Annotated in this window: 24 protein-coding genes; 4 read left to right on the forward strand and 20 right to left on the reverse strand. The window is 37.4% G+C overall.

Translation table 11 applies throughout. The features are described from left to right. Window positions 1–150: 150 nt before the first annotated feature. The 6 genes from MUA51_RS08510 to MUA51_RS08535 all read right to left on the reverse strand — a co-directional run bounded on the left by MUA51_RS08510 (window position 151) and on the right by MUA51_RS08535 (window position 6,083). Window positions 151–1,623 (reverse strand): MDR family MFS transporter, encoded by a 1,473-nt coding sequence (locus MUA51_RS08510; protein WP_262559365.1) that lies wholly within the window; start codon window positions 1,621–1,623, stop codon window positions 151–153. Window positions 1,624–1,703: 80 nt separating this feature from the next. Further along, the gene (locus MUA51_RS08515; RefSeq protein ID WP_262559366.1) at window positions 1,704–2,159 is read right to left on the reverse strand and encodes a SepA family multidrug efflux transporter; all 456 of its coding nucleotides are present in this window, start codon (window positions 2,157–2,159) and stop codon (window positions 1,704–1,706) included. Between the two features lie 27 nt (window positions 2,160–2,186). After that, a complete protein-coding gene (gene sdrM / locus MUA51_RS08520; RefSeq protein WP_262559367.1) occupies window positions 2,187–3,512 on the reverse strand; it encodes a multidrug efflux MFS transporter SdrM in 1,326 nt (441 codons plus the stop codon). Window positions 3,513–3,612: 100 nt separating this feature from the next. Then, window positions 3,613–4,311 (reverse strand): PAQR family membrane homeostasis protein TrhA, encoded by a 699-nt coding sequence (gene trhA, locus MUA51_RS08525; RefSeq protein ID WP_262559368.1) that lies wholly within the window; start codon window positions 4,309–4,311, stop codon window positions 3,613–3,615. Window positions 4,312–4,319: 8 nt separating this feature from the next. Further along, a complete protein-coding gene (locus MUA51_RS08530) occupies window positions 4,320–5,510 on the reverse strand; it encodes a UTP--glucose-1-phosphate uridylyltransferase (protein WP_262560890.1) in 1,191 nt (396 codons plus the stop codon). Window positions 5,511–5,570: 60 nt separating this feature from the next. After that, window positions 5,571–6,083, reverse strand: coding sequence for a metal-dependent hydrolase (locus MUA51_RS08535; protein WP_262559369.1), 513 nt, complete (start codon window positions 6,081–6,083; stop codon window positions 5,571–5,573). A gap of 177 nt (window positions 6,084–6,260) precedes the next feature. Here MUA51_RS08535 and MUA51_RS08540 point away from each other — a divergent pair, with 177 nt between their 5' ends. Further along, a complete protein-coding gene (locus tag MUA51_RS08540) occupies window positions 6,261–6,521 on the forward strand; it encodes a SunI/YnzG family protein (protein WP_044361533.1) in 261 nt (86 codons plus the stop codon). 420 nt (window positions 6,522–6,941) lie between these two features. On the opposite strand, the gene MUA51_RS08545 is transcribed toward MUA51_RS08540, so the two are convergent. The 7 genes from MUA51_RS08545 to MUA51_RS08575 all read right to left on the reverse strand — a co-directional run bounded on the left by MUA51_RS08545 (window position 6,942) and on the right by MUA51_RS08575 (window position 15,580). Next, the gene (locus MUA51_RS08545) at window positions 6,942–8,312 is read right to left on the reverse strand and encodes a YjiH family protein (protein WP_262559370.1); all 1,371 of its coding nucleotides are present in this window, start codon (window positions 8,310–8,312) and stop codon (window positions 6,942–6,944) included. A gap of 184 nt (window positions 8,313–8,496) precedes the next feature. Next, window positions 8,497–9,459 (reverse strand): FecCD family ABC transporter permease, encoded by a 963-nt coding sequence (locus MUA51_RS08550; protein ID WP_262559372.1) that lies wholly within the window; start codon window positions 9,457–9,459, stop codon window positions 8,497–8,499. Then, on the reverse strand, window positions 9,456–10,481 hold the full coding sequence (locus MUA51_RS08555; RefSeq protein ID WP_262559373.1) for a FecCD family ABC transporter permease: 1,026 nt from the start codon (window positions 10,479–10,481) through the stop codon (window positions 9,456–9,458). Before MUA51_RS08555 ends, MUA51_RS08550 begins: the two co-directional genes overlap by 4 nt. A gap of 34 nt (window positions 10,482–10,515) precedes the next feature. Next, the gene (locus MUA51_RS08560; RefSeq protein WP_481906532.1) at window positions 10,516–11,478 is read right to left on the reverse strand and encodes an ABC transporter substrate-binding protein; all 963 of its coding nucleotides are present in this window, start codon (window positions 11,476–11,478) and stop codon (window positions 10,516–10,518) included. 88 nt (window positions 11,479–11,566) lie between these two features. Beyond that, the gene (locus tag MUA51_RS08565) at window positions 11,567–12,640 is read right to left on the reverse strand and encodes an alanine racemase (protein ID WP_262559375.1); all 1,074 of its coding nucleotides are present in this window, start codon (window positions 12,638–12,640) and stop codon (window positions 11,567–11,569) included. Window position 12,641: 1 nt separating this feature from the next. Then, a complete protein-coding gene (locus tag MUA51_RS08570; protein WP_262559376.1) occupies window positions 12,642–14,411 on the reverse strand; it encodes an IucA/IucC family protein in 1,770 nt (589 codons plus the stop codon). Further along, window positions 14,408–15,580 (reverse strand): MFS transporter, encoded by a 1,173-nt coding sequence (locus MUA51_RS08575; protein WP_262559377.1) that lies wholly within the window; start codon window positions 15,578–15,580, stop codon window positions 14,408–14,410. The genes MUA51_RS08570 and MUA51_RS08575 overlap by 4 nt, the downstream gene beginning before the upstream one ends. Window positions 15,581–15,691: 111 nt before the next feature. On the opposite strand from MUA51_RS08575, the gene MUA51_RS08580 reads away from it, so the two are divergent. Further along, the gene (locus MUA51_RS08580) at window positions 15,692–17,677 is read left to right on the forward strand and encodes an IucA/IucC family protein (RefSeq protein WP_262559378.1); all 1,986 of its coding nucleotides are present in this window, start codon (window positions 15,692–15,694) and stop codon (window positions 17,675–17,677) included. A gap of 414 nt (window positions 17,678–18,091) precedes the next feature. Then, window positions 18,092–19,249 (forward strand): MFS transporter, encoded by a 1,158-nt coding sequence (locus MUA51_RS08585; RefSeq protein WP_262559379.1) that lies wholly within the window; start codon window positions 18,092–18,094, stop codon window positions 19,247–19,249. Between the two features lie 50 nt (window positions 19,250–19,299). On the opposite strand, the gene arsC is transcribed toward MUA51_RS08585, so the two are convergent. The 7 genes from arsC to hchA form a co-directional block, all read right to left on the reverse strand. After that, window positions 19,300–19,695, reverse strand: a complete 396-nt coding sequence (arsC, locus tag MUA51_RS08590; protein WP_262559380.1) for an arsenate reductase (thioredoxin) — start codon at window positions 19,693–19,695, stop codon at window positions 19,300–19,302. 15 nt (window positions 19,696–19,710) lie between these two features. Beyond that, window positions 19,711–21,003, reverse strand: a complete 1,293-nt coding sequence (gene arsB / locus MUA51_RS08595) for an arsenite efflux transporter membrane subunit ArsB (protein ID WP_262559381.1) — start codon at window positions 21,001–21,003, stop codon at window positions 19,711–19,713. Further along, window positions 21,000–21,314, reverse strand: a complete 315-nt coding sequence (locus tag MUA51_RS08600) for an ArsR/SmtB family transcription factor (RefSeq protein WP_262559382.1) — start codon at window positions 21,312–21,314, stop codon at window positions 21,000–21,002. The genes arsB and MUA51_RS08600 overlap by 4 nt, the downstream gene beginning before the upstream one ends. A 373-nt stretch (window positions 21,315–21,687) precedes the next feature. Next, complete coding sequence (locus tag MUA51_RS08605; protein ID WP_262559383.1) at window positions 21,688–22,173, reverse strand: Asp23/Gls24 family envelope stress response protein; 486 nt, start codon at window positions 22,171–22,173, stop codon at window positions 21,688–21,690. Between the two features lie 69 nt (window positions 22,174–22,242). Continuing rightward, on the reverse strand, window positions 22,243–22,488 hold the full coding sequence (locus tag MUA51_RS08610) for a DUF2273 domain-containing protein (RefSeq protein WP_262559385.1): 246 nt from the start codon (window positions 22,486–22,488) through the stop codon (window positions 22,243–22,245). 12 nt (window positions 22,489–22,500) lie between these two features. After that, on the reverse strand, window positions 22,501–23,043 hold the full coding sequence (gene amaP, locus MUA51_RS08615) for an alkaline shock response membrane anchor protein AmaP (protein WP_262559386.1): 543 nt from the start codon (window positions 23,041–23,043) through the stop codon (window positions 22,501–22,503). A gap of 399 nt (window positions 23,044–23,442) precedes the next feature. Beyond that, window positions 23,443–24,309 (reverse strand): glyoxalase III HchA, encoded by an 867-nt coding sequence (gene hchA / locus MUA51_RS08620; protein ID WP_262559387.1) that lies wholly within the window; start codon window positions 24,307–24,309, stop codon window positions 23,443–23,445. Between the two features lie 366 nt (window positions 24,310–24,675). Between hchA and MUA51_RS08625 the strand changes: the two genes are divergently transcribed. Continuing rightward, window positions 24,676–25,137: a DM13 domain-containing protein gene (locus MUA51_RS08625; protein ID WP_262559388.1), complete on the forward strand. Its 462-nt coding sequence runs from the start codon at window positions 24,676–24,678 to the stop codon at window positions 25,135–25,137. The last annotated feature ends 72 nt before the right edge of the window (window positions 25,138–25,209 follow it).

Genomic DNA, 25,209 nt, shown 5'->3' on the forward strand with positions numbered 1-25,209 from the left:
ACGTTTGTATATAGTTTAACAAAATATAAAGCGATTGCATAAGGTAAAAGCCCTTATTTCTCGCAAAAAGTCCCCTATTCCTAAAAAACTGACTCGACAAGTCTACATTAAGGCTTTCCAAGTCAGTTTTTTCTGTTTATTATCTGATAATTAATGTGCAGTTTTATTGGACGCTTGCCATTTCTTAGGTGATTTAGGTGTTTTAATTTTTTTACCGCGGTCATATATGAAGAAACTAATCACAAATCCGATAAGCACTAGAACTGTTGTAACATAAAATGCCAAATCGACACCTGCTGCCATTGCTTCTCGTTGCACGAGTGATGTTGACATACCTGTTGGTGCAACGTAATGTGCGGCGCCAAGCGACATCAATGTCACCATTAATGCAGTGCCCATTGAGCCAGCAATTGTTCGCAATGTATTCATAATCGCTGTGCCGTGCGACATCATTTCATTTGACAGGGAGTTTATTCCCGCGGTGTTCAACGGCATCATAATTAAAGAAATTGCGAATAGGCGAATGGTATACATACTAATTACATACAGATATGCGGTATGTCCTGTTAACTGAGACATCATAAATGTTGAGACTAATAATATTGCAAATCCCGGTATGACTAGTACTCGTGCACCAAATTTATCGTACAGCCGTCCCGTAATAACGGACATAATACCATTAATAACAGCACCAGGTAATACAACTAAACCGGATAACATTGCTGATAAGCCTAAGGAGTTTTGGACGTACAGTGGAATTAACAATGCAGGTCCTACCATAGATGTAAAAGCGATCATAGAGGCGATAGATGTCAATGTAAAAGTGCGTGTTTCAAATGCGTGTAAGTTCAATATTGGATTGTCAATTTTAAGTTGACGTACAACGAAGATACCGACAATCACAAGGCTAATTAATAAGCTGACAAAGACGCTTGGATGGTGGAATCCTTGTGACCCTGCAATACTGAAGGAATAAAGCATTAGTCCAAATCCTAATGTAGAAAGTACAACAGATAGTTTATCCAATACAACAGGTCTTGTATCGCTAAAGTTACGCATGTAAACCATTCCGAATATATAACCAATTACTGCGACAACAACAACGACATACAGTGGTGCACGCCAAGAAAAATGATCGACGAGCACACCAGATAACGTAGGCCCAATTGCCGGCGCAAACTGAATAACCAATCCAGAAAGTCCCATGGCAAATCCACGTCGGTCTTTAGGAAAAAGTGAAAACATTGTAAATTGACTCAGTGGCATAATAATACCTGCACCCATAGCTTGTATCACACGTGCAATCATCAGTGTCATAAAGTTTGGTGACAAGGCAGCAGTCACAGAACCAATTAAAAACATCCCCATTGCTATAATGTACAATCTGCGCGTAGGGATGCGATCCATAAAATAGGCTGTCAACGGAATCATAATACCATTTACAAGCATAAAACCAGTCACCAGCCACTGTGATGTACTCTCATCAATGTTTAATCCATGCATAATTGCAGGAAGCGCTGTATTTAATAAAGTCTGGTTCAATATGGCAATGAAGGCGCTGATGAGCATGACTGCAACAATAATATTTCGTTGCTCTCTACTAACTTGAACTTGAGATGTCATATTCATTCTCCTCTCTTTTAACCATTTTATTCTACGCCTATAAATTTCTATTGGCAAATTAATAAACTGACATCCCCTATTTATGGACGTCGATTCAAATCTTCAGAGTCCGGATAGAAGACTTCCTTGCATAGATATAAAAAAGCGATGATCACCATTAGTACCCAATAATCAATATGAATTTTTGTATAGTAAATATGGACCATATAATAAAACATCACAACCATTAATGTATAGGTAATCAAGTGAAAAGTTGCTCCTTTTAAGTAAGGACTGGCATACAATTTTTTTCGTAAAAGATCCATCGTATATTCAATGCAAAATATGACAAAATAGCTCAATAAAATATAACTTCCATAATAAATCAAGTTGTCATAAAACCCTTTATTATATTCAAACTCACCTAATTGTAAAAAAATCAAGATACGACTCAAACCATATAAGCCAAATGCTAACAATATTAAAAAAATCATACCTGAAATGACAAAAATGGAGAGTACAACAACTAAGGACATCATATTAAATTTACCTTTCATGCTGTTCCCCCCATTTCCTATCACATCTTAAATCTCATCTTTATTCACCACAGACCATACAGCTATCAACATCAGTACAACAAACAAACTTGTTGCCATTACGTTTTGAATTGGCCATGATGTCCATGATACTTGCCATGCGTAAACCATACCTACTACTGCCGATCCAGTCGCATTGCCCATATTACGTGTCAAAGTAAATAATGACATCATTTTCTTCATATGATTTTGTGTCGCAGTTTCTTGAACGACAATACTATCTTTAGTATAAAGCATACCAAAACTCAAACCGACAACAAACATCACAACGGCAATAATGCCGATTTTTGTTGCACCGAGAAACATACTCACACTTCCCACTACGAGTATTGTAAATGCTAACAAGTATATACCTTTCGTCGAGAGTCGTGCTTCTATTTTATCCAGTGTAAAATTAATGAGCAACCATGCCATCGTGAGCGGAAAAACGATCAAACCACTTTGTAGCGGTGTCAAATGCAAATAGTCTTGTAAATACGTCGGCACAAAGACATTGAAACCAATTAATACAAACGCAACGAAGAAGTCCGTAAAGAAAGCACGTGAAATTTTAGGTTGAAATTCACTTATCGGTAAAAATGGTGATGTGTGACGTCTTGATACATAAAACAGGTACATACTGCATAAAATTACCAATAAAATACCAATCGATGAGAGCGTGCGGGAGATTGGTATCACCATCGCTCCAATTAATAAGAAAATAATCACATAGAACATGAGCATTCCTGCATAATCTACTTTTTGACGCACAACTTTTTCATTTTCAAAATGATATGCATAAAGTACGAAAAAGAAGGCAACCAATCCAATTGGAACATTGATATAAAATAACCAATGCCATGTCGCAACTTCTAGTATAAATCCACCAAGAAACGGGCCTAAAATACTAGAAATCCCCCAGACACTTCCTACGATGCCCATTACTTTATAACGGAAAGGTATTTCAAATGCCAACTTAGGAATTATTTGTGCTAAAGACATATTCACCCCTGCACCGATACCTTGAATGAAACGGGCAATGAATAACACTTCAAAGTTCGGACTTAGACCAGATAGCAAACTACCTCCAATGAACAACACTAAACCTACCATTGTGACGTAGATGACTTTGACACGTGACATCAGCTCACTCAACAGTGGGATGACAAGAACAATCCCTACAAAATAAACTGTAAAAACAAGTGAAATCGGAAGTGTTGCATTGAGATCGTCTCGAATAGTAGGCAGCGCAAGCGAGACGATAGATGTTTCAATCGCAGACATAAACATAATGAGTACGAGCGAAATAATGACACTAATTTTTTTAAAACTCATCATCATTCTCCTTTCAAATATTTCACACAAAAGGCTAGGTTTCACTTCAACAATGAATTCCTAGCCAATCAATACTACTTATTTATTTAAGTTCTTTGCATTACATAAAATAGAGAATCCCTATAAAATGAAAGAGTGAAGCAATTAATATAAAAATATGCCAAATCATATGGAAGTAGGGACGGTTCTTTTGTGCGTAAAACCAAGCGCCAATCGTATATGAAATACCACCTAGTAAGATAAAAATTAAGAACCACCATAACCCTTTTCCAATGATGATAGGACCATAAATGACACCTACCCACCCCATCAGTAAATAAATCATTAAGCTGAGTTTTGGATTCACTTTTGTTGCAATTGCTTTATATAAAATTCCCCAAATCGTAGTTGCCCACAAAATAATCATAATTGTCCAACCGAGCCAACCACCTACTAACACAAGTGATACGGGCGTATAAGTTCCAGATATCGCGACATAAATCATACTGTGGTCGATGATACGCATCACGTACTTATGCGGAGAATTCTGTTGCATGGAATGATATACCGTTGAAGACATAAACATTAAAAACAAACTGATTACAAAAATAGAAACACTGACCGACATTAAAACACCATGGTTAATGTAACTATAAACTGCAGCATACGGCAAGGCGATCAGCATCATCATTGCTGCCACACCGTGTGATACAGAATTTCCAATCTCTTCACCAAAAGTTAATGGATTGATTTCTTTGAATGTCTCGAGGGCTGTTTTTTTCTTAACCTTCTTGGCATTCACTGCATCTACTTTCGACATCTTATCACCTACTCTATAATATTCAAACGTCTCAAGTCTACAGTTGCCGTCTCAACGCTGTCTTTACCTTCTTTGTTTTTTAATGGACTAAACTCTTCTTCACGTGGTACTTGTAATGTGATGAATGAGTTTGCGTATTCGAAAATATCAAAATAGAATAACTCAAATTTAAGTGTTGGTCGTGTGACTACACCGAAATCTTCATCTAGCTGCTCAAGTTGTTTGACTGCCAAATGATATGGCAGTGCTTTATCTACTGTCTGATTGACAAAATCAAGACGGAAGGCATGAATACCAATATTGGCATTATTAAAGTTATCTGCTGCACCATCTGCTAGCTCTGAATACTCTAATACGGCATCTTTGCCTGCTTTCGCTACAAGTCGCCCTACTGACTCACCTGGCTTTGGTGCGATTGACTTAGATGTCACATCTTTTTGATGATGCACCGTGAAGCCTGCGAATAATGGGTCTAATACACGAACAAGCACATTATCAATATTGTTCATAAACACGTATTCATTGCCGTTTTCAATCATCTGTGACAGAAATCCTGCTTTTTTCAATGATTTAAAGACACCACCATTACCATTTGGTGTTTCCATAATTCGACCTGTTTTGTCAAAAATCAACTGCCCAGCTTCATTCAACGCCACCATATTATCTTGCTTATAAAAATGAATATGTTCTTGTGGGTAATTGAAATAACGATGTGTTTCAAAAAATGCACGTGTTTCTTCATCATTGATATCACTTGTCATAATATACCAATCAACAAAACGTCCTGTATCTTTTTGAAGTTGTAACAATTGATCTGCTTGCAGTTCAAACAAACTCTTATTCCCTAATGTAAATGTACCTTTAGGACCTTTATGTCCTAAACGCGTCCCTTGTCCACCAGCCATAAGCAACACTGCAAACTGGCCATCACGAATTGCTTCCAATCCTTTTTCAGTATATAAAGCAATGGCCTCATCCGTTAATGACGCACGTTGCTCAAAGTCAACTTCTTGTACATCAGAAACATCTTCAATCTCTTGTCTATTCACATAAACTTCATTGTATAACGATTGAATGTTTGCCAAATCCAATGATTGAATTTTATCATTCAGACGTTCTTTTTCATTTGTACTCATCATTTTTTCATATTCGCACAAATGTGCTTGATTAACCTTCTCTAATTTATTCTTATCTAACATAACTTTGTATTCCGCTCCTTTTGAATGAATCATTCATATACTTCACTCAGTTCTATCCAATCACATGCCATGAAGTAGTGAGTCAATAATATTTCTTACCCCTTCATCAAATAGTATGTATATCGTCAAAATACTAAATGTTGTTGCCAAAGACAAATCAAGCAAGCCACCCGTTTTAAATTGTATCGGGAATCTCACTCTGATAGGCAACGGAAATAATAGGTGAACGCCTCTAGGGGTCAACATATCTAATATTACATGTGAAAGCATACCACAGATTATAGAAATCATGTAGTATATCGGTGTTTGTATCGTATACAATAACCCGTATATCATGACGATAAACAATATCGAATGCGTTAATGTCCGATGCCCAAACAAACGTTTGATAATCCAACTCAAAAGTGGCACTTTACGCCCTATTTTACTCTGCGTATGGCAAATATCCGGAAATACACTCGCAATACTAGCGATGACCATACTAGTGACGGTTTCAAAAATATCTAATTCGAAATGCATTGCAACTGCTGTACCGACTAACAAACCAGCTGCGGCATGTGTTTTACCTGTCATGAAGCGGCTCCTTTCAATAATAAAAAATTATAGCATAAAACACCGCTTTATACGAACGTATTTTCGCCCACAATTAGTATGTCACATTTATTTAAAAAGTATCACATATTAACTTGCATTTTTTGTGTGAATGCGTTATCATATAATTACAAATTAGTTAAAGGATGTGTCAGTCAAATGGCTATGACAGTTAAGAAAAACGACAAAGAAGTACAAATTCAATGGAGAGTTGCAGATATCCGCATCCCTAATGAAGCAATTAAAAATGTTTCAGAAGACAAAGATATCCATGCAGTACCAGAGTTAGACAGCAAGCACGTTTCTCGTATTGGTTCAACATTTGGTAAAACGAACCGTGTCATTATTGATACTGAAGATCATCAATACATCATCTACACATTTAACGATAAAAAAGTTTACAACGAAGTTACGAAATAAATGACTTTCTCATCATAAAATAAACGGCGTTCTCTTTCAGGAGAGCGCCGTTTTTTATGGTAATTAACATCACACAAAATAAGTTCTTTATAGATATCAAAAAAATGGGAGTGGGACAGAAATCTTTTTTGCTATAAAAGATTTCGTCGTCCCACCCCGGCAAGGGTGAATAGAAGTTTTGCAGTAGCTAATTGATATGTGACTACGTTTACTTAATAAACTTGTCACACATCTAATCATCTTTGCAGGGGCACTATGACAAAATCATTATAAAAGTTTATGATTTTTGTAGTGCTCCCAAAGTTTGTAAGAACGCATTTTCACTTCAGATACCTACTGCCCTTACACTGATTTCTACATCTTAAAAGCGAGGAGCTGAGCACTATGTCCCAGCCCCACCTTGAAAATGTATATATGGTTTTAGAAAAAGATATGTGCGAATAAAACGATAACTGGCAATGTGATAATTGTACGAATGAGGAAAATCAAGAATAACTTTCCTAGACTGACTGGTATTTTAGAACCTAGAATTACACCGCCAACTTCTGATAAATAGATTAACTGACATACGCTAAGCACACCTACTACAAAACGCGTTAAGTCACTTTGAACACCCTCAATGAGAATAGATGGTAAGAACATATCTGCAAAACCGATAATCATTGTTTCAGATGCGGCAGCCGCTTCTGGAACTTGCAACAGCTCTAAAAATGGTACAAATGGCTTACCAACAATAGTAAAAATGGGTGTATACGTTGCCAGTATTGTAGCAGCTGTACCGATTGCCATTACGACTGGAATAACGACTAACCACATATCCATCACAGTGCGTACTGCTGTATGAACATAACGCTGGAATCCTGGTGCGTGATAGCCTGTTTCAACCGCATCGCCGTATCCTTTTGTGAGTGCTTCTTTGTATGAATAACGCTTCTCTGGGCGTTCTTTTGCAGAAACACCGTCTACATAGTTATCTTCTACTGAACGCAACGGCCAAATACGTGGCATAATTAATGCGGCGACAAAACATGCAACGATTACTGTAAAGTAAAACGCAGCGAATCGATTGATCAGACCGATTGTTTCAGCGATAACAATCGCAAATGTTAAAGATACCACGCTGAACGTTGTCGCAATAACGGTTGCTTCTCTACGTGTATAAAAACCTTGCTCATATTGTTTACTCGTAATCATCACACCGACTGTACCGTCACCAATAAATGAGGCTAAGTTATCAACTGTTGAGCGTCCTGGCAATGTAAATAAAGGGCGCATAATAGGTCTAAAAATGGGTCCTAAAAATTCTAACAGCCCATATTCTAACAACAATGGTAAGAAGATTGCAGCGAAGAAAAAGACTGCAACAAGTGTTGGGAGTAAATCAGCAAAAATCAAGGCACCTGTATCTTCTGATGTCACCCATTCTGGTCCGACTTGTAAAAACGTAAGCCATGCAAAAGCAACGGCGAATAGTCGAACGACAACCCATGGCCAAGTAACATTAAAAGTATTAACCATAAATTCTGATTGATTTTTTTTGTTACGCCAAATCAAACTATATAAAATTGTTAAAATCCCGGAAATAGTAATAATCGCAATTATTAAATATGGCATTACACCACCAATTGTGTCTTTGAAAATACCTGCTAAAAATGCAATTGGCAATGTTGTTTTACGTTGTCCATCTTCAACAATTGGCACAGGTACTAAAAATAAAATAATACCAATTAATGACAAGAGAATAAATTTCCATTTTCCTAGTGTTTGCTGCTGTTTTGTTAAGTTATCCATTTTATCCATCCTTCTTTTTTTGTCAGTGGTTATGGCTAAAAATGATATATCATTTGTATGTGACTCTGATCATTATGTAGTAATATAAAAAATCATCTTTATCCTATTGTTTATAAATTATACATAGGATAAAGACGATATGCAATCATCATTTGAATATTGATACACTAAAATGCATATTCAATTACATCTTTCTTAACACAAACAAGAAGTAAGGTGCGCCAATAATCGCAATTAGTACACCTACCGGGATATCAATCGGTGGTGCAATGATACGCGCGGCTGCATCACCCACTACCATTAATACGCTACCGATCAAACCAGACATCAGCACAATATGAAAATGTTTATGCCCTACAATGCTACGTGCTATATGTGGTGCAATTAAACCTAGAAAACTCAATCCCCCTACAACTGAGATAGCCGAACCTGCTAACATCACAGCTGCCAGTAAAAGCATCATTTTAACACGTTTCACTTCTGTCCCGAGTGCAGTCGCTACTTCATCACCTAAATGTAGAATATCAAGTTTGTGACTGTAATATAAAATGATTGGAATGCCCACACATAACCAAGGCAAGATAGTCATGACATGCTGCATAGAACGACCAAACAAACTACCTGTTAACCATACAAGCGCAATATTAGCTTCCATAGGATGACGAATTAACAGATATTGAACGACAGCCATAGCGATGGCACCGATTGCCATCCCAATCAAAGCAAGTTGTGAACCTTTTACATTTTTATAACTAATGAGAAGGGATAAAATGATACTAATAACGAGTGCACCAGCAAACGATGCAACTGGCAAAATAAAGAGCGGCGCAGCCGGAAATACAATAATGACAATAACTGCTGCCAAACTTGCTCCTTTCGTAATACCAATCACATCCGGCGATGCCAATGGATTGCGTACGACTCCTTGTATTACAGCCCCTGAAATCGATAACGCAGCACCAACTAATATGGCTAATAACATACGGGGGACGCGATATTCTGCAAGGATAAAGTTCCGGTTGGTCCATACTTCTTGGAGTACTTGCGTCGGCGCAATCCACACAGCTCCTGCACTTAAACCTAAAACCGCAAAAACAATCAGAAATAGGGTCACTATGATATAACTTTGTTTTAAATGTAATCTCATCGTGTACGCACCCCTCTTAGCGTAATCCATAAGAAGTAAAAGGCACCGACAAAGGAAGTCACAATACCTACGGGAGATTCAAATGGGAAAGCAATCAATCGGCTTAACACATCAGATAAGAGTAACAAGTTAGCCCCCATAATCATGGATAGCAAAATAATTAAAAAGTAATTACGGTTGAGATAGTATTTCACGATATGTGGGATAATCAAACCGATAAATCCAATTGGCCCTGAAATGGCAACACAAGAGCCTGCTAAGATAACAACTAAAAATCCTGCTATCGCTCTAATCACTTGCGTATTTTGACCGAGACCTGTTGCAATTTGATCGCCCAAATCAAGTACAGCAAGTTGTTTCCCTAGTAGCAGTGCGCCAATCAGTCCTGCAATCAAAAATGGTGCGACCTTCACAATATGTACCCATTTAATCGTATGCAATGCACCGACGAGCCAAAACATAACTGTCGTTGTCGCATCTTCATGCAACAAAATAATCCCTTGCGTCAAACTTGTAAAGAACAAATGAATTGTCATACCAGCAAGCGCCAACTTAATTGGCGTCATGCCTTTTGTTGTATCTGCCAACAAGTAGACGGTCAACCCCCCGATAAACGCACCGACAAATGCGAACACCACGTTGTAGGCTGCAAAAGATGGGATGAGCACGGTGATTAACACAACAGCAAATGAAGCGCCGGCATTGACACCAAATATTTGTGGTGATGCCAATGGGTTCCGTGTGATAGCTTGCATCAACACCCCTGCAACACCTAATGCAGCACCAATCATCACGGCAGCAACCATTCGAGGCATGCGCACGTTATGTATAATAAATGTTGATTTCGTTTCTTTTATAGAGAAAAAATAATCTACAAGCGACTGAAAGTTAATTTTGGACGATCCGACTGCAAGATTTAAATAGATTGCAAAAACAAGAAAGCACACGCTCACAATAAATGCGAGCGTGGTGCGTCTCTTTTGGTGATGTCCATCATATGATTTCATTGTTTGTTTTGACATAGCCAATCACCTTTATTTAAGTCATTCAAGTTGCTTATTTTTCTGATTTAGAAATCTCTGCAAGTTCTTTGGCAATTTCTTCAGAAGAGATTAAACCACGGAACTTCGCCCATGTTAAACGATCCACAACATGTACACGATCATTCTTCACAGCATCTAATTCATTCCAAACCTTATCTTCTTTCATTTTAACGTAAAATGGGTCATCTTCGCCATTCACCATTATAAACATACGTTCAGGGTTTACATCTGATAACTGTTCTGAGTTCATGTTCAAGTATGGTGCATTTAAGTATTCTGGCAACTGATCTGCAACATCTTTTGTCAATGCTTCTTTAAAGCCAAGCTCATGTAAGAATTGACCAACGTATGATTTGTCAGAGTGTGCGAGTAATCCTGATTGAGAAATAACGGCTGGTAAGACTTTTTTGTCTTTATCCATTGTAATTTCTTTTTGGTACTGTTCGATTTTTTCTTTATGCGCTTCAAGGCGTTTATCCGCTTCATCTTCTTTTGATAATGCTTTACCGATTGTTTTAAATGCTTCTAAGTTTTGTTTATAATCTGAGTCTAAACTTGGTAACAAAATTGTTGGTGCAATCTTGCTCAACTGTTCATAATTTCCTTTATGGCGGTTGCTATCTGCAATAATTAAGTCTGGTTTCAATTGACTGATGACTTCTAAGTTTGGCTGTTTACGATCACCAACTGACTTGTAATCGCCAACTTTATCACGAATTGGATCAATGATATTTTCTTTGTCGCCATCATCTGCAATACCAACTGGTTTTACACCTAATACCACTAATGCATCGACGAATGAGTATTCAAGTGCAACAACTTTTTTAGGTTCTTTCTCTATTTTTGTTGTACCACCGTCATGTTTCACTTCAACGGCTTCTCCCTTTGAACTAGACGAACTTTCTTTTTTTGAGTCATTCGCATTCCCACATGCTGCTACAAGTAACATGACAGCGATCATTGCGATTAGACCCATCCATTTATTTTTGTTCACAATTTAGCGCTCCTTTTTTTATATAAAATGTAAGCCTTAACAATAATATAATTGATAATGATTATCACTGTCAATGGTGTACACTAAATTTTTCTTTTTTCTTATCAACAATCCCTTGAATGAGCAACTCAATGCCTTCATCTTCTATATAATTACGTTCTAACTGTTGATTGTGCATGCTTTGTGCAATAGCTGAATATCCAAGTTCAAATGGAATCTTATCGCCTATTTGATAATAATCTGCCAAACCGAGATGAATCAATAATACATCACTCGTATAACCAACGATTGATAATTGATCATCCATTGGTACCATATCACTTACATCTGTATCCAACTGCCCAATATCTACAACTGCTTGTAAGTATGATTGACGTGTTCTCAGATCTAGACGTGGCTTGATTTCAAGAATGGTTCCAGTCATCGTTACTACCTGATCATACAATTGTGGCAATCGCATATTATAAGCCGTTTCAACACCTCTAAATATTGCTTCTCCAACGCGTAACTCATTGATACGTCCCATATCTTGGTACATCGCTAACATGAGCATGCTTGAATTTCCACCTGAAATGGTATGCAAATGAATGCCTGTATCTCGTTCTACCGCTTCAATAAACTGGTTCATATAAGGTAAGTCATCTTCAGTTGGTGGCATTTGTCTGTAACACATAAAGTTAAAGGCAAGACCTCTAAAGTCAATGCCCTTCATCTTCTTAATTTGTTTAACATACGAAACCACTTCGTATGTTAACACACCTTCTCGTCCATCTTTCCAGTCCACCATAAGCAGCAACTGGTGTGTTGTGCCTTGTTCAATTGCCGCTTCATTCAACGCACGAATCGTTTCCAGCTCAGTTTGTAGGCTGATGCGTGTTAGTTGCACAGTACGTGGTGCTTGTTCTGGGAGCGACCCTTTAATTAACATAAAGTCTTTGCGCTGTGTTTGGACTTCAGAAATATGATTTAACCGTGATGCTGCAAGTAAATCAAACCCCAAGTCTCTCAAAGCACTCTCAACTTGTGCATCGCCCGCCATACATTTTGCGACAGGAATCATACGAATTTGGCGCTGATATAACATCTGTTGTAATAACAGCGCATTATATTTGATTTTGCTTAAATGAATATGAATCTCACCCATATTAAAACACCCTCTTTTCATGCAGTGGATTTTCCAGTGCAATTGTTGTGTATTTTTTTACTTGTTGTTTCATGCGCATGTTTAAGAGTGCCTTAACAACTACTTCTTCACCAAACAATATACGTTTCAATGCCATCGCATGCGGTTGTGTGTCATCAATTGCTTCATATAAAACGTCACGAATAATTTCGTACAATGCTTGTTCATCACATTGATACTTGTGTTTAAAATGATGAATGAGTGTCCCCAGTTGATTTTGGATAACAGCATGTTGGAATTTCGCAATCACAGCATCAATATTTTCCGCAATAAGGCTTGTATTAGTCACTTCTACCCCCGGTATTGCACGCTGTAATGTTGATAAATCCAAGCGAGCGCCACCCAAATCTCTAACAATAAAAGACAGTGTTTGATTATTTTTATCCACTTCTAAAATCGTATTTTGTTGGTGTGCTTCTAGAGCAATTCCGTATTGCTGAATATACGCAATTAACGGTATTATCAATGCTTGGCTATATGTACGGATGAAGTTTGAAATCGTCGTTTCATTTATCTTTCCGTATAAGTATTCAATCAAACTATCCACTGCCACCTGATTGTCAACAGGATTACGTTCAATTAAACATGCCGTCACCATTTGTATAATATCTCTATGAGTGTTCTCTGGAGATTCACGTACAATCATTGCACATTGTCGTGCAATGTCAGCTGGTGCATCAATATGCACACCATATGGTTCCATCGCTACTTGTAACGTAGGATATTGCGTCAACATCGCTTGCAGTTGATGACTGAGTCGTGGACCGTCTACTGTTGTCACTGTTGATACTGTGCGCACTGCACTTGTCGCTTGAACATTGACTGGTAATTTAATGTGGAAAGGGCGTCCTAACAAGTACATCGTCCTGAACGATAACGTTGGTTTTGCATCAACCGTTAAAGGTGTTGGGATCAGTTGATGTGTACGGATGTACTCACTGAATTGTGTGACAATCACATGTTCATATTGCCAAGGATGGATGAATAATACTCGATAATCTTCAAGTGCCACATCATACGGTGCAAGATATTGTTGCAATTGTCGCTTCATATCTGGAATAACAGTGTTCAATACAAAGTTTGCATCATCATTCATTGCCGTTTCTTGTACGATATTTTTATGTAGTAACACAATCTTTAAGGGTACTATCCGCATAAACTCTGGCGCATAGGCTTGAATATCTCCAGATGTTAACGGTAGCTTTGTTTTCGTTAATGGATGTGACGGATGGCCATGCCAAATCATCCCTTCTGTGTACCCAAGTGCAGAGAAGTCACTATCTTCATTCATATGTGCCAACCATGCAATAAAGTTCAATTCACTCGGCATACGTGAAAATTTTAATGCATGACGCATCGCTGTTTCTCGATGTTCATATTGACGAAGGCTCAGTGATAATCCAAGTACACTATGTTCCAGCTCGTCTATGAGTCGCTCATGAAAGTCTATACCAAAGTTTGCCTTTAATATTTCAATAAGTTCACGTAAACACACTACTTCTTTCTTTTCTTTTCCTATCGAATAACTAATCGGGCCCTCCATCGTCATTTGAAAGAATGCACTTTTCGTCAGGTAGTTCACATGTAAAAGGTGTTCTTGATATTGAATCATTACTTCGCCTTTTGTTGTCTCAATATACGCAGTCGATGGGAACAGCGATTCTTTCATACACGCTAATAACACACGATATTGAATCAGTTGATCTGCTTTATGTTGATGCATCATTGTCATTGACTTGTGCCTCCATTCGTCTTAATCATCACAATATAACTGCTTATCGCTATTAATAAAGTTGCCATCCCCATGGTCATAAATGTCATCGCAATGTCTACATATTCCGATAACACACTCATTAGTAACGCACCGAGTGGGATCATCCCACGATCCATCATTACAACACTCAATATTTTACCACGATGTGCTGAATCGATATCATTTTGAAAATAGATACGATTCGTTGTACGTGCAATCTGTCCAAATAAACCTACAAAAAAGATCATCAGTATCAATCCAACGACACCAAATGGATAGATGCACATCAAACTCCCCCCAAATAATATCGAGCTGATATAATATAGGCGTTGTGAAGAGATATATTGTAGCATTTTCGGTATGATGAGTGTCGCTATAATCCCTCCAGCTGCACTGATTGCCATCGCAACACCAAATAGTTTTGCATTATTGGGATAATGTGTATCTGTTAATATGGGTAACAATGTCGTATAACAATACCCTGTTGCCATCATAAGAAGTGCGGTCATAAAAATATGACGCCCTTGTGTATGTACTTTAAAATATTGCCATGCAACGGCGAATGCCCCGCTTTTTTTACAATTCGGTTGCTCTGCTACTTCAAAACGAAGTGGCATACTTACAATCAACGATAATACGTAACAAATAGCTTGTACGACAAAGGCACTTTGAACACCTGTCGATGCGATAAGAAATCCAGATATTGCTGGACCGATAGATCGGCATGTATTCAAAATAAATGATTGGTAAGAGACAGCTTTCGAGATAGAAAGATTATCTGATAAATCTGGTAAAACTGCCTGTCTAACAGGTGTTTCAATCGCACTCATACACCCACGTAAAAAAGCATAAAGGTAAAGGTAATAGACAGAAATCTCTCCCATTATGACAATTGCACACGTTAATGTTGCTGTAATCATAAGTGAGCAACTAATACTTAACTTGATAAGTGTACAACGTCTAAAGCGATCGGCAATTGCCCCTGCCCATATACTCAATAAAAATATGGGCACTAAGCGAAAGAAATTAATCCATGCAAGATCAAATGCACGATGATTTAATTGATAGGCATACCAGTTTAACGCAATTTGTCCAATCCAATTACCAAGAAAGAGTAAAAAGGCACCGGAATAGAACCATTTTGCCACGTTATCCACTCCCCTTTAATTGATAATCGTTCTCATTTCCGATATTATGGATTATACGAATTATAATATTGTTTGTAAATAAAAAAGATATGATATAAATGAGGTGCTCAAATGAATGCTGAACATAAACAAATAGAAACACCGATAACCATCATGACAAATGATGAACGCGCAACATATGAGACAATCTGCAAGAAAAACCTAAAATGGGCAGAGTCATTTCAACAAGCTTTATCGGTCGGTCGTGATCGAATTACTGCAAGACTCATCACATCAATTTATCGAGAAAATCTAATAGATGGATACATACACAGTGAGATAGTTGATCATACTTCATTGCCTGAATCACCACTTCAACACGAGACTGTTCTTGAAATACAGTTTTCTCAATCTCAGATGTTTTTATGTGCACAGATTACAGGTCACCATGCATTTAACCGAATTGATGTCGTTGGTCCTTTTTATTGGCGTCAAAACGATCATTATGAGCGCATCAAACATCCCAATCATCTGCTCGATGCAATCATCGCTGAGAATGCGCAATACACAGGACCAGCTGCTGAACAATTTCGTGATGATTTAAACAATAGCGCTTGTTATATGGCACTTGCAATAAGCTATCAGCAATTGAAATATCGTCATACAACAGATACGCTTTTAACAATAATCGAACAACAATCAGATCCCTACCTTGCGTCTGAACAAGCCGTTGTAGAAGGCCACCCTATTCATCCAGGTGCAAAGTTGCGCAAAGGGATGACGGCAGAAGAAACGATTGCTTATTCTTCAGAGTATGAACAACCCATAGGACTGCGTTTTATATTAGTGCATCAAAACTATGTAAAAGTACAAAACTTAAACAAATCATTTGATGCGATATTATATGATGCATTCGACGGTTTAGAAGCAGCATGCGAACAAGCCCTTCACACATCGAAACTTGATCGTTCGGATTACCAACTCATGATTGTACATCCTTGGCAATATGACCACATATTGTCTGCAGATTATGCTGACGAGTTGGCGCAACAAATCATTTTACCCGTAGATGTAACATATGATTATTATGCCGGTTTATCTTTTCGTACATTGATGCCAAAACGCCCTAAATTGACGCCACACATCAAACTCTCGACCAACGTTCATATTACAGGGGAAATACGTACGCTATCAGAACAAACAACACACAACGGTCCGTTAATGACCCAAATATTGCGCGATATTACAACACATGACACATGGTTTTCTCACGTCTCAACAAGTGCTGTTGACGAGTTAGCAGGCGTACACTTTTTCAATCAAAATGACACGCCAGACACTCAAGAACGTCGTAGTGAACAACTCGGTACACTGTTGCGCCATAACATCTATCACGATCTTGATGACACTGTTTTACCTTTAATTCCTTCCAGTTTGATTGTAGGTACACCTCGCCAAGAATCATCCTTAATCATCGAACTGGTTGAGCGGTACCATCAGCATCATCCAGAACTTAGCCAACATACCGCTGTTCAACAATGGTTCTCTCGATATGCTACTTCGTTAATTGATTACGTCATGCCACTTTTAATTAAATATGGTATTGCACTCGAAGCGCATTTACAAAATACGATTGCCGTTTTTAACAAAGAAGATGGCTTACTCAATCATATGTATATCCGAGACTTTGAAGGACTGCGTATTGATACACAACAACTTAATAAAATGGGGTATGACACATCAAACTTTCATGAAAAATCTCGTATTTTGACAGACAGTCAGAAGTCAGTCTTTAATAAAGCGTTTTATGCGACCGTTCAAAATCATCTTGGCGAACTTGTCGCTGCATTAAGTGATTATTATACAGCCGAATCCCTTGAATCAGATTTATGGCACATAGTCCGTGATCATATAGAATCTTTATTCACAACCTTCCGTAATGATGACTTTGATACACAAAGACTTGAAGAAATTGAAGAGATTTTCTTTAATTCAGTTATTGACTATAAATGTGTAACAACAATGCGTCTATTAGATGAAGCACACGCCTATACTTATGTAAAAGTAGAAAACCCCTTGGCACATCACGAGGTTGTGAAAAGTACGTTTAGAATTTAAGCAGAACCAGAGCTGCGATCAAAATCGCTTTTTGATTTTGTAGAGCTGCGAAGTTCTGTCGAAAATTCTGTACTTTGAACACTGACATCACGAGGTTGTGAAAGAAGCGTTTAGGGATTGAGCAGAACCAGAGCTGCGATCAAAATTGATTTCCAAATTTTGGAGAGCTATGAGTATTAGTTGATGAGATATATGTCTATGCGTATGTACTTTCCATATATCGCATCACCTATACAGGGGCACTACAACGAAACTATACACATTTTTTGTAGTGCTCCCAGTTCTGTCGAAAACTCTATTTATGGACACTTTAAATTTTTTAACATTACTATTTCTTGCTAAACACTGTTGTTACAACTTGAAATAGTTTACAATAGTGCGCAGAGACTATTCTTCAAAGGAGTTCTGATAACAATGACAGTGATGCGCACATTCACTTTTATGTTAAGTATTTTTATTGTGGGCATGGTCGAAATGGTCGTCGCAGGTATTATGAGTTTGATGAGTGCCGACCTGCATATTTCAGAAGCTTGGATTGGACAACTTGTAACCGTGTATGCTTTTACATTTGCTTTGACAGGTCCAATCTTAGTCAAATTGACAGAACGCTATGCACCAAAACCTGTTTTACTAGTAACAATCGCAGTTTTTATTATAGGCAATATGATGATTGCATTGTCTCCTAACTTTATCGTATTAGTCATTGGACGTATCTTATCATCAGCCGCCGCAGCTTTAATCGTCGTAAAAATATTGGCCATCACCTCTTTTCTCTCAGAACCACACAAAAGAGGTCGGATGCTCGGCATTGTCTATACGGGTTTTAGTGCTTCAAACGTATTCGGCGTGCCTATCGGGACATTAATCGGTGATTGGCTCGGGTGGCGATTCACATTTGGTTTAATTAGTTTTGTAGGTTTACTAGTGACTATCCTTCTTGTGATTTACTTGCCACGTGAACTCCACATGAATGTTCATACGCGCAGTAGTACAAGTCATAACCAACCGAATGTACATAGTAAGAAAGAAATTATCAAACTATTGGCAGTCACTTTTATTTTACTCACTGCGAATTCCATCGCTTACATCTACATTAATCCGTTAATTCTATCGGGTGGTCATACATTACAATACGTATCTCTCGCGCTACTAGTTATTGGTGTTGCAGGGATGCTTGGTACTTCAATGGGTGGCTACTTTACCGATAAACTTTCATTTAAGACATGGTTGATATTCAGTAGTTTAGCATTTGCCGTTATCTTAACTTTACTCAACCAATTATGGGCAACATCAATCCTACTACTCATCACTTTATTTGCTTGGCATATAATTGAATGGAGTACGAATCCAGCTGTACAATCTGGGCTTATCAGTCAAGTTGATGGTGATCACAGCCAAGTGATGAGTTGGAATATGTCTGCATTAAATGCTGGTATTGGACTAGGTGCACTACTCGGCGGTGTGATCGTTTCACATCTGAGTCTTCATGCAACAGTTTATATTGCAGCTGCAACGAGTCTACTGGCCTTCTTCATCGTTATTACTTTACAAAAACCAAAAACATTACATTAACCAAAAAACGCTACAACCCATTCCATCAAAATGAGTTCGTAGCGTTTTTTCTATCTATTTTTAAAGTTTTCAATAGCTATTTTAATTTCATCTCTAACACGTTGAAATTCAGACCATGGCTGACCTGCGGGATCATCAAAACCCCAATGTTCTTTCTTTACGTGTGGGGGCATCACTGGACAATTTTTATCTGCGTCACTACATAAAGTGACAACCAAATCTGCTTGATTTAATATCGTTGGATTTATCAAATCAGAAGTGTGAGTACTAATATCAATCCCCACTTCATCCATCGCTTCTATGGCTTTTGGGTTCACACCATGCGTTTCAATCCCACCTGAATACACATTCCATGAATCACCGAGTATTTGCTTGCCCCATCCTTCTGCCATCTGGCTTCGACAAGCATTACCTGTACAAATAAAATAAATCACTTTTTTATCCATATCGTTCTCTCTTTCTTAAAAAATAATCAATGTAAGATATAAACCTAATAACGTGACAAACAATACGGGAATCGTAATTACAATACCTGTCTTAAAGTAAGTCCCCCATGAGATCTTCACACCTTTTTGTGTCAAAACGTGTAACCATAATAATGTTGCGAGTGAGCCAATCGGCGTGATTTTAGGTCCTAAGTCAGATCCAATGACATTCGCATAAATCATTCCTTCTTGTAGTATCCCCGTCACATTCGACTGATTAATTGCAATCGCATCAATTAGAACAGTTGGCATATTATTCATAACAGATGATAAAAATGCTGCAATGAACCCCATTCCCATAACACTACTAAATAAACCATACTGAGAAATATTGGCTAACACATCAGCAAGCAACGTCGTAATCCCTGCATTTTTTAATCCGAATACAACAAGGTACATCCCAATTGAAAAGGCAACAATATTCCATGGTGCACCTTTGATGACTTGTGCTGTATGAACGGCAGGTGATTTTCGTGCTAATAAGACGAAGATAAATGCGATACTTCCTGCAATAAGTGATACGGGTATTTTCAACCATTCACTCACAAGATAACCAATTAGTAAGACACTTAGTACGACCCATGATATTTTAAATAATCGCTCATCCTTAATCACTGCTTGCGGTGCAGCCAAATGCGTTGCATCAAACGACTTCGGAATTGCCTTTCTAAAGTACAACCATAACACAACAATACTCGCTATCAATGAAAAAATATTAGGAATGATCATACGCCCAAAATATTCTAGAAACCCGATATTAAAATAATCGGCTGATACGATATTCACTAAGTTACTCACAACCAATGGCAATGAAGTTGTATCTGCAATAAAACCACTGGCAATAATGAATGGAAATACAATTTTTTCATTAAATCCTAAGTTTCTAACCATCGCCAACACAATCGGCGTCAATATTAAGGCTGCCCCATCATTCGCAAAAAATGCTGCAACAATTGCACCTAATAACATAATATAGATGAACATCTTTAAGCCGTTCCCTTTTGAAGCACGAGCCATATGTATCGCTGACCATTCAAAAAATCCAATCTCATCTAGAATCAATGAAATAAGAATGACTGCAACAAAAGTTAGCGTTGCATTCCATACAATTCCTGTTACTTCCCATACATCACCAAGACTCACTACACCTGTAATAATTGCGATCAACGCACCAATCAGTGCGGTAATACCGATATCTAACCCTTTAGGTTGCCAGATTACAAAAAGTAATGTGACTAAAAAAATGATAATTGCTAAAAGCATCATCAACATGTTCCACCTTTCATTGTTTTACAAATACATTGTTCGCTTCCCCTATGTACTTGATTCAAGTTCACACTAATTGTTTCAAGTGGTTCAGCATTCAATCTGTACATTCTTTTATTCCCCTCTTTACGCACTATCACCATTCCACTTTCAACGAGTGCTTTCATATGATGACTTAGCGTTGGCTGAGAAAACTCAAAATGCGCGAGTATATCGCAAGCACATAGTTCACCACACGACAATAAATCAATAATTTCCAAACGATTGGCATCTGCCAATACTTTCAACTGTACAGCTAATACTTGATACGACATAGAATGCCCCCTTTACTCTACATAGACTATCATCTATATCGATAATTGTCTATGTGAAAACATAAAAAAAGAGTGGGACAGAAATCTTTTTGCTATAAAAGATTTTGTCGTCCCACCCCGGCAAGGATGACTAGAAGTTTTGCAGTAGCTGATTGATATGTGACTACGTTTACTTAATAAACTTGTCACACATCTAATCATCTTTGCAGGGGCACTACTACAAAATCATTATAAATGTTTATGATTTTTGTAGTGCTCCCAAAGTTTGTAAAAACGCATTTTCACTTCAGACACCTACTGCCATTACACTTATTTCTATATTTTAAAAATAGGAGCTGAGTACTATGTCTCAGCTCCTTCATCAAATAACGGATTATTGTAATCCTTTTTGCTCGTTGTTGTTACCTTTTTCATTTTTTTGTTGCCATTCTTTACGAGTCATTACATCTTCAACTTGCATGTTTACTTCCACAACTTCTAAACCAGTCATGTGTTTCACTTGTTCTTTAATTAACTCAGTTACTTTGCGGAAGATTTTTGGTGCTGATTCACCGTATTCTAAAACAACTTTTAAGTCGATTGCTGCTTGTTTTTCGCCAACTTCAGCAGATACACCTTGTGTTACATTGTTACCGCTTGTGAATGAACCGCTGATGCTGTCAACAAAGCCGCCTTTCATGTCTAAAATACCTTTTACTTCGCGTGCTGCGATACCAGCGATTTTTTCAATAACTTCATCAGAGAATGTTAAGCTATTTGAAAATTGTGGTTGGTTTTCTTGACGCTTTTCTTGTTCTTTTTCGTTTACACCTGTGTTATTGTTGTATGCTTCTTTTGCTTTATTGTTATCTACTGTCATAATAAAAAACTCCCTTATTTTTAAATATTGTATTTACACTGTTTCTAAAATCTTGATACGTTTTGCAAGTTAGCTTAACCGATTCAGTAAATTCAAGAAATCTTGTGTTCGGTCTTTAATATACCCAACTCCGACACCGATTAAACATAAAACTAAAATTAAAATTGTTTTCCAAAAGCCAAGCGTTAAAAACAAGATTGCAATGATAAGGAAAGAGAAGAACCCGACAATACGCCATTTATAACTGCGTAATAAGGCAATTATCTGATCATTTGTTACTTGTTCACCTTGACCATTTTGATTTTGGTTAGCCATAGGAACCCTCCTTTACACTACACGTGCTTCGCCGCTTTGACGTTGATCACGCACATTGATTTCTAACTTTCTCACTGGCATTTCTGAAAAACGTTCAACACTTTCTTTAACATCTGCTCTCACTTGTTCTGTTAAAGATTGAATGTTCACTGCAGTTGTTGGTACAAGAAAGTCTGCTTTAATATCAACAAAGTTATGATTCTTTTTGTTGTATAATTTCGCTACTACATTCGGTTGGCGAATCTCATCATACTTCTTGATTGTATCCAACGCTGTATTTTCAATAGATTTGCGTGAAATATAAATATGTCCATCTTGATAGTCTTGATATAACCCCGGTTTACGGTGCGTTGGTTTAAACGCACTGAAAAATAAAATAAACCCTATTAAAATTAAAAACGCAGATAAGCCGATCAATAATGGTTGGAACCACTCATATTGATAGAAATAATTTTGATATTGTTTGATTGGTTCGTAGTCTAAATACATAAACAATAAGAATCCTACGATGACCACCATTAATAATCCTAGACAGAAATTTTTAAGTCGTCTCACCTTGCGTCACCTCCTATTTTGTTGTCAATTGTCTCACATTCAATATACCCGTAATGTATGATTGAAAACATAAATTTCAAAAATAGTGAACAAAAATTTAATTTTTTATAATAGCTTTCAAACCCTCACTATTTGGCTTCGAATGTTAAGCTATCTTAATTTACCCACTTCGAACCATCATAAACCTAGATATTAAAAAAAGAAACGCGTTCTCTATTCATTTGTGCTCTTGGCAATCACCAACAACACCTGAAAATCTGGATGCTTCTCACAACTATTATCATTTGAACAAAATTTAGGGGTAGAATAGAAATCTTCATTCTACAAAAGATTCCATTATCCTACCCCAGTATGACTAGAAGTTTTATATAAATAAATGTATATGTTCCAATTCTACTTTTATTGAATATGCGCTAACATTTCATTTACTGCCAATTTACCTAATGCATGAGAAGCGAGTGGACTATCCCCAGTTAATAATTGGCGATCTTTATGAACTTGTCCGGTCATCTCTTGGTTTACTACATGTAACTCATCTTGCGTTAAACTCTCTGCAACAAGCCATTGGAGTTTACCTGGCAAGTATCCAATATCAATATTCGCTCCTTCATCTAAAGCATCTGGGAAGACACATACTTCATATCCTGCAAACGCAGATGTTTGACGATTCAATGAACCTGCAAGTAATGCTGCGGGCCCATGGCACAACGTAATAATAAAACGATCGTTCGCAAGTGCCCAATCTAGAATTTGTTGAACATCTTCACTTTCTGGTAAACCAATCAGTGCCGCATGTCCACCCGGAATAAAGACAGACAAGTAGTCAGAATCTGATCCTAATCCTTGAGTGACAATATCTGATAATTTTTTCGGTGCTTTCAGTTTCGCTTTAAGTTGCTCATAAGTTTCCATTACCGCTTCATCTTCTGTTGGCATCGCCCAATGCTCCAACTTAGCTGGATTGCCTGACAATGTCGCAATATCCACATCAAATCCAGCTTCCATCATATGATGTAATGGTAGTAACGTCTCGACTGGATGATTACCTGTTGAAAACATTTTACCATTTTGCAACATCAAGTATCTTTCATCTGCCGCAATAACTAAAACCTTCCATTTACCTTCTGTATAGGCGCCTTTATGTTCTACACCATCAAAGTTTGTTTTAGGTGCTGTATATAATGACAACGAATACTCAGACGGGAAATACGCATTGTCTTCCGCTCTATCTGGTACAGGCTGTTTACTTAAATTATTTTCTGTCATTTGAATTACATCCTTCTCTGTTGTTATGAAACACATCATATGCCAATTAACAGATGAAGTAAACGAATCTGCCTATAATATCTACTTTAACTGCTAGCGATAAAACACTTTACTCACAACCTCGAGATGTCAGTGTTCGTAAAGCAAAATTCTCGATAGAACGTCGCAATTCCACAAAATAAAAAAGCTATTTTGATAATTGCTTGGGTTCTACTCGAATTTTAAACGCTTTACTCACAACCTCGTTTTACGATTTAAGATTTAGTTAAGAATTGTTAATCATTAGTTAATGTGAATTAAGATTTTGCTCCTGTAACATACAAAGTGTCAAAACAATAAAAACAAAAACGAAAGTGGGAATTAATCATGAAAATCAAATCAGTCTTATTATCAACAACAGTTGCAACAACATTACTTTTAGGCGCATGCGGTAACATGGATGACGACAAAGAAATGAAAAAAGATGACAAAATGATGGAAAGCAAAATGGAAGACAAAAAGATGGATGATAAAAAAATGGCTAATAAAGACATGATGATGAAAGAAGGCATGTTCAAAGGCGAAAATGATCAAATGGTTGAAGGTAAAGCTATGATCAAAGACGGCAAATTAATGCTAACTGACTTCAAATCTGATAAAGGTCCAGACTTACATGTGTACTTAACTAAAAATGGCGATGTTGAAAAAGGAATGAAAATCGACAAAGTAAAATACGATGAAATGAAACAAACTTTCGACCTTAAAGATGTCAATGTTGAAGAGTATGACACAGTGACAATCTACTGCGACAAAGCACATGTTGTGTTCGGTAATGCGATGCTAAAATAAGCCCAAATATCGCATTTTACAAAAGATATTGAAACATTTCAGTGAGATAGAATTCTGCCACAGTTGGGGATT

Source organism: Staphylococcus sp. IVB6214, assembly GCF_025558585.1.
Lineage (GTDB): Bacteria > Bacillota > Bacilli > Staphylococcales > Staphylococcaceae > Staphylococcus.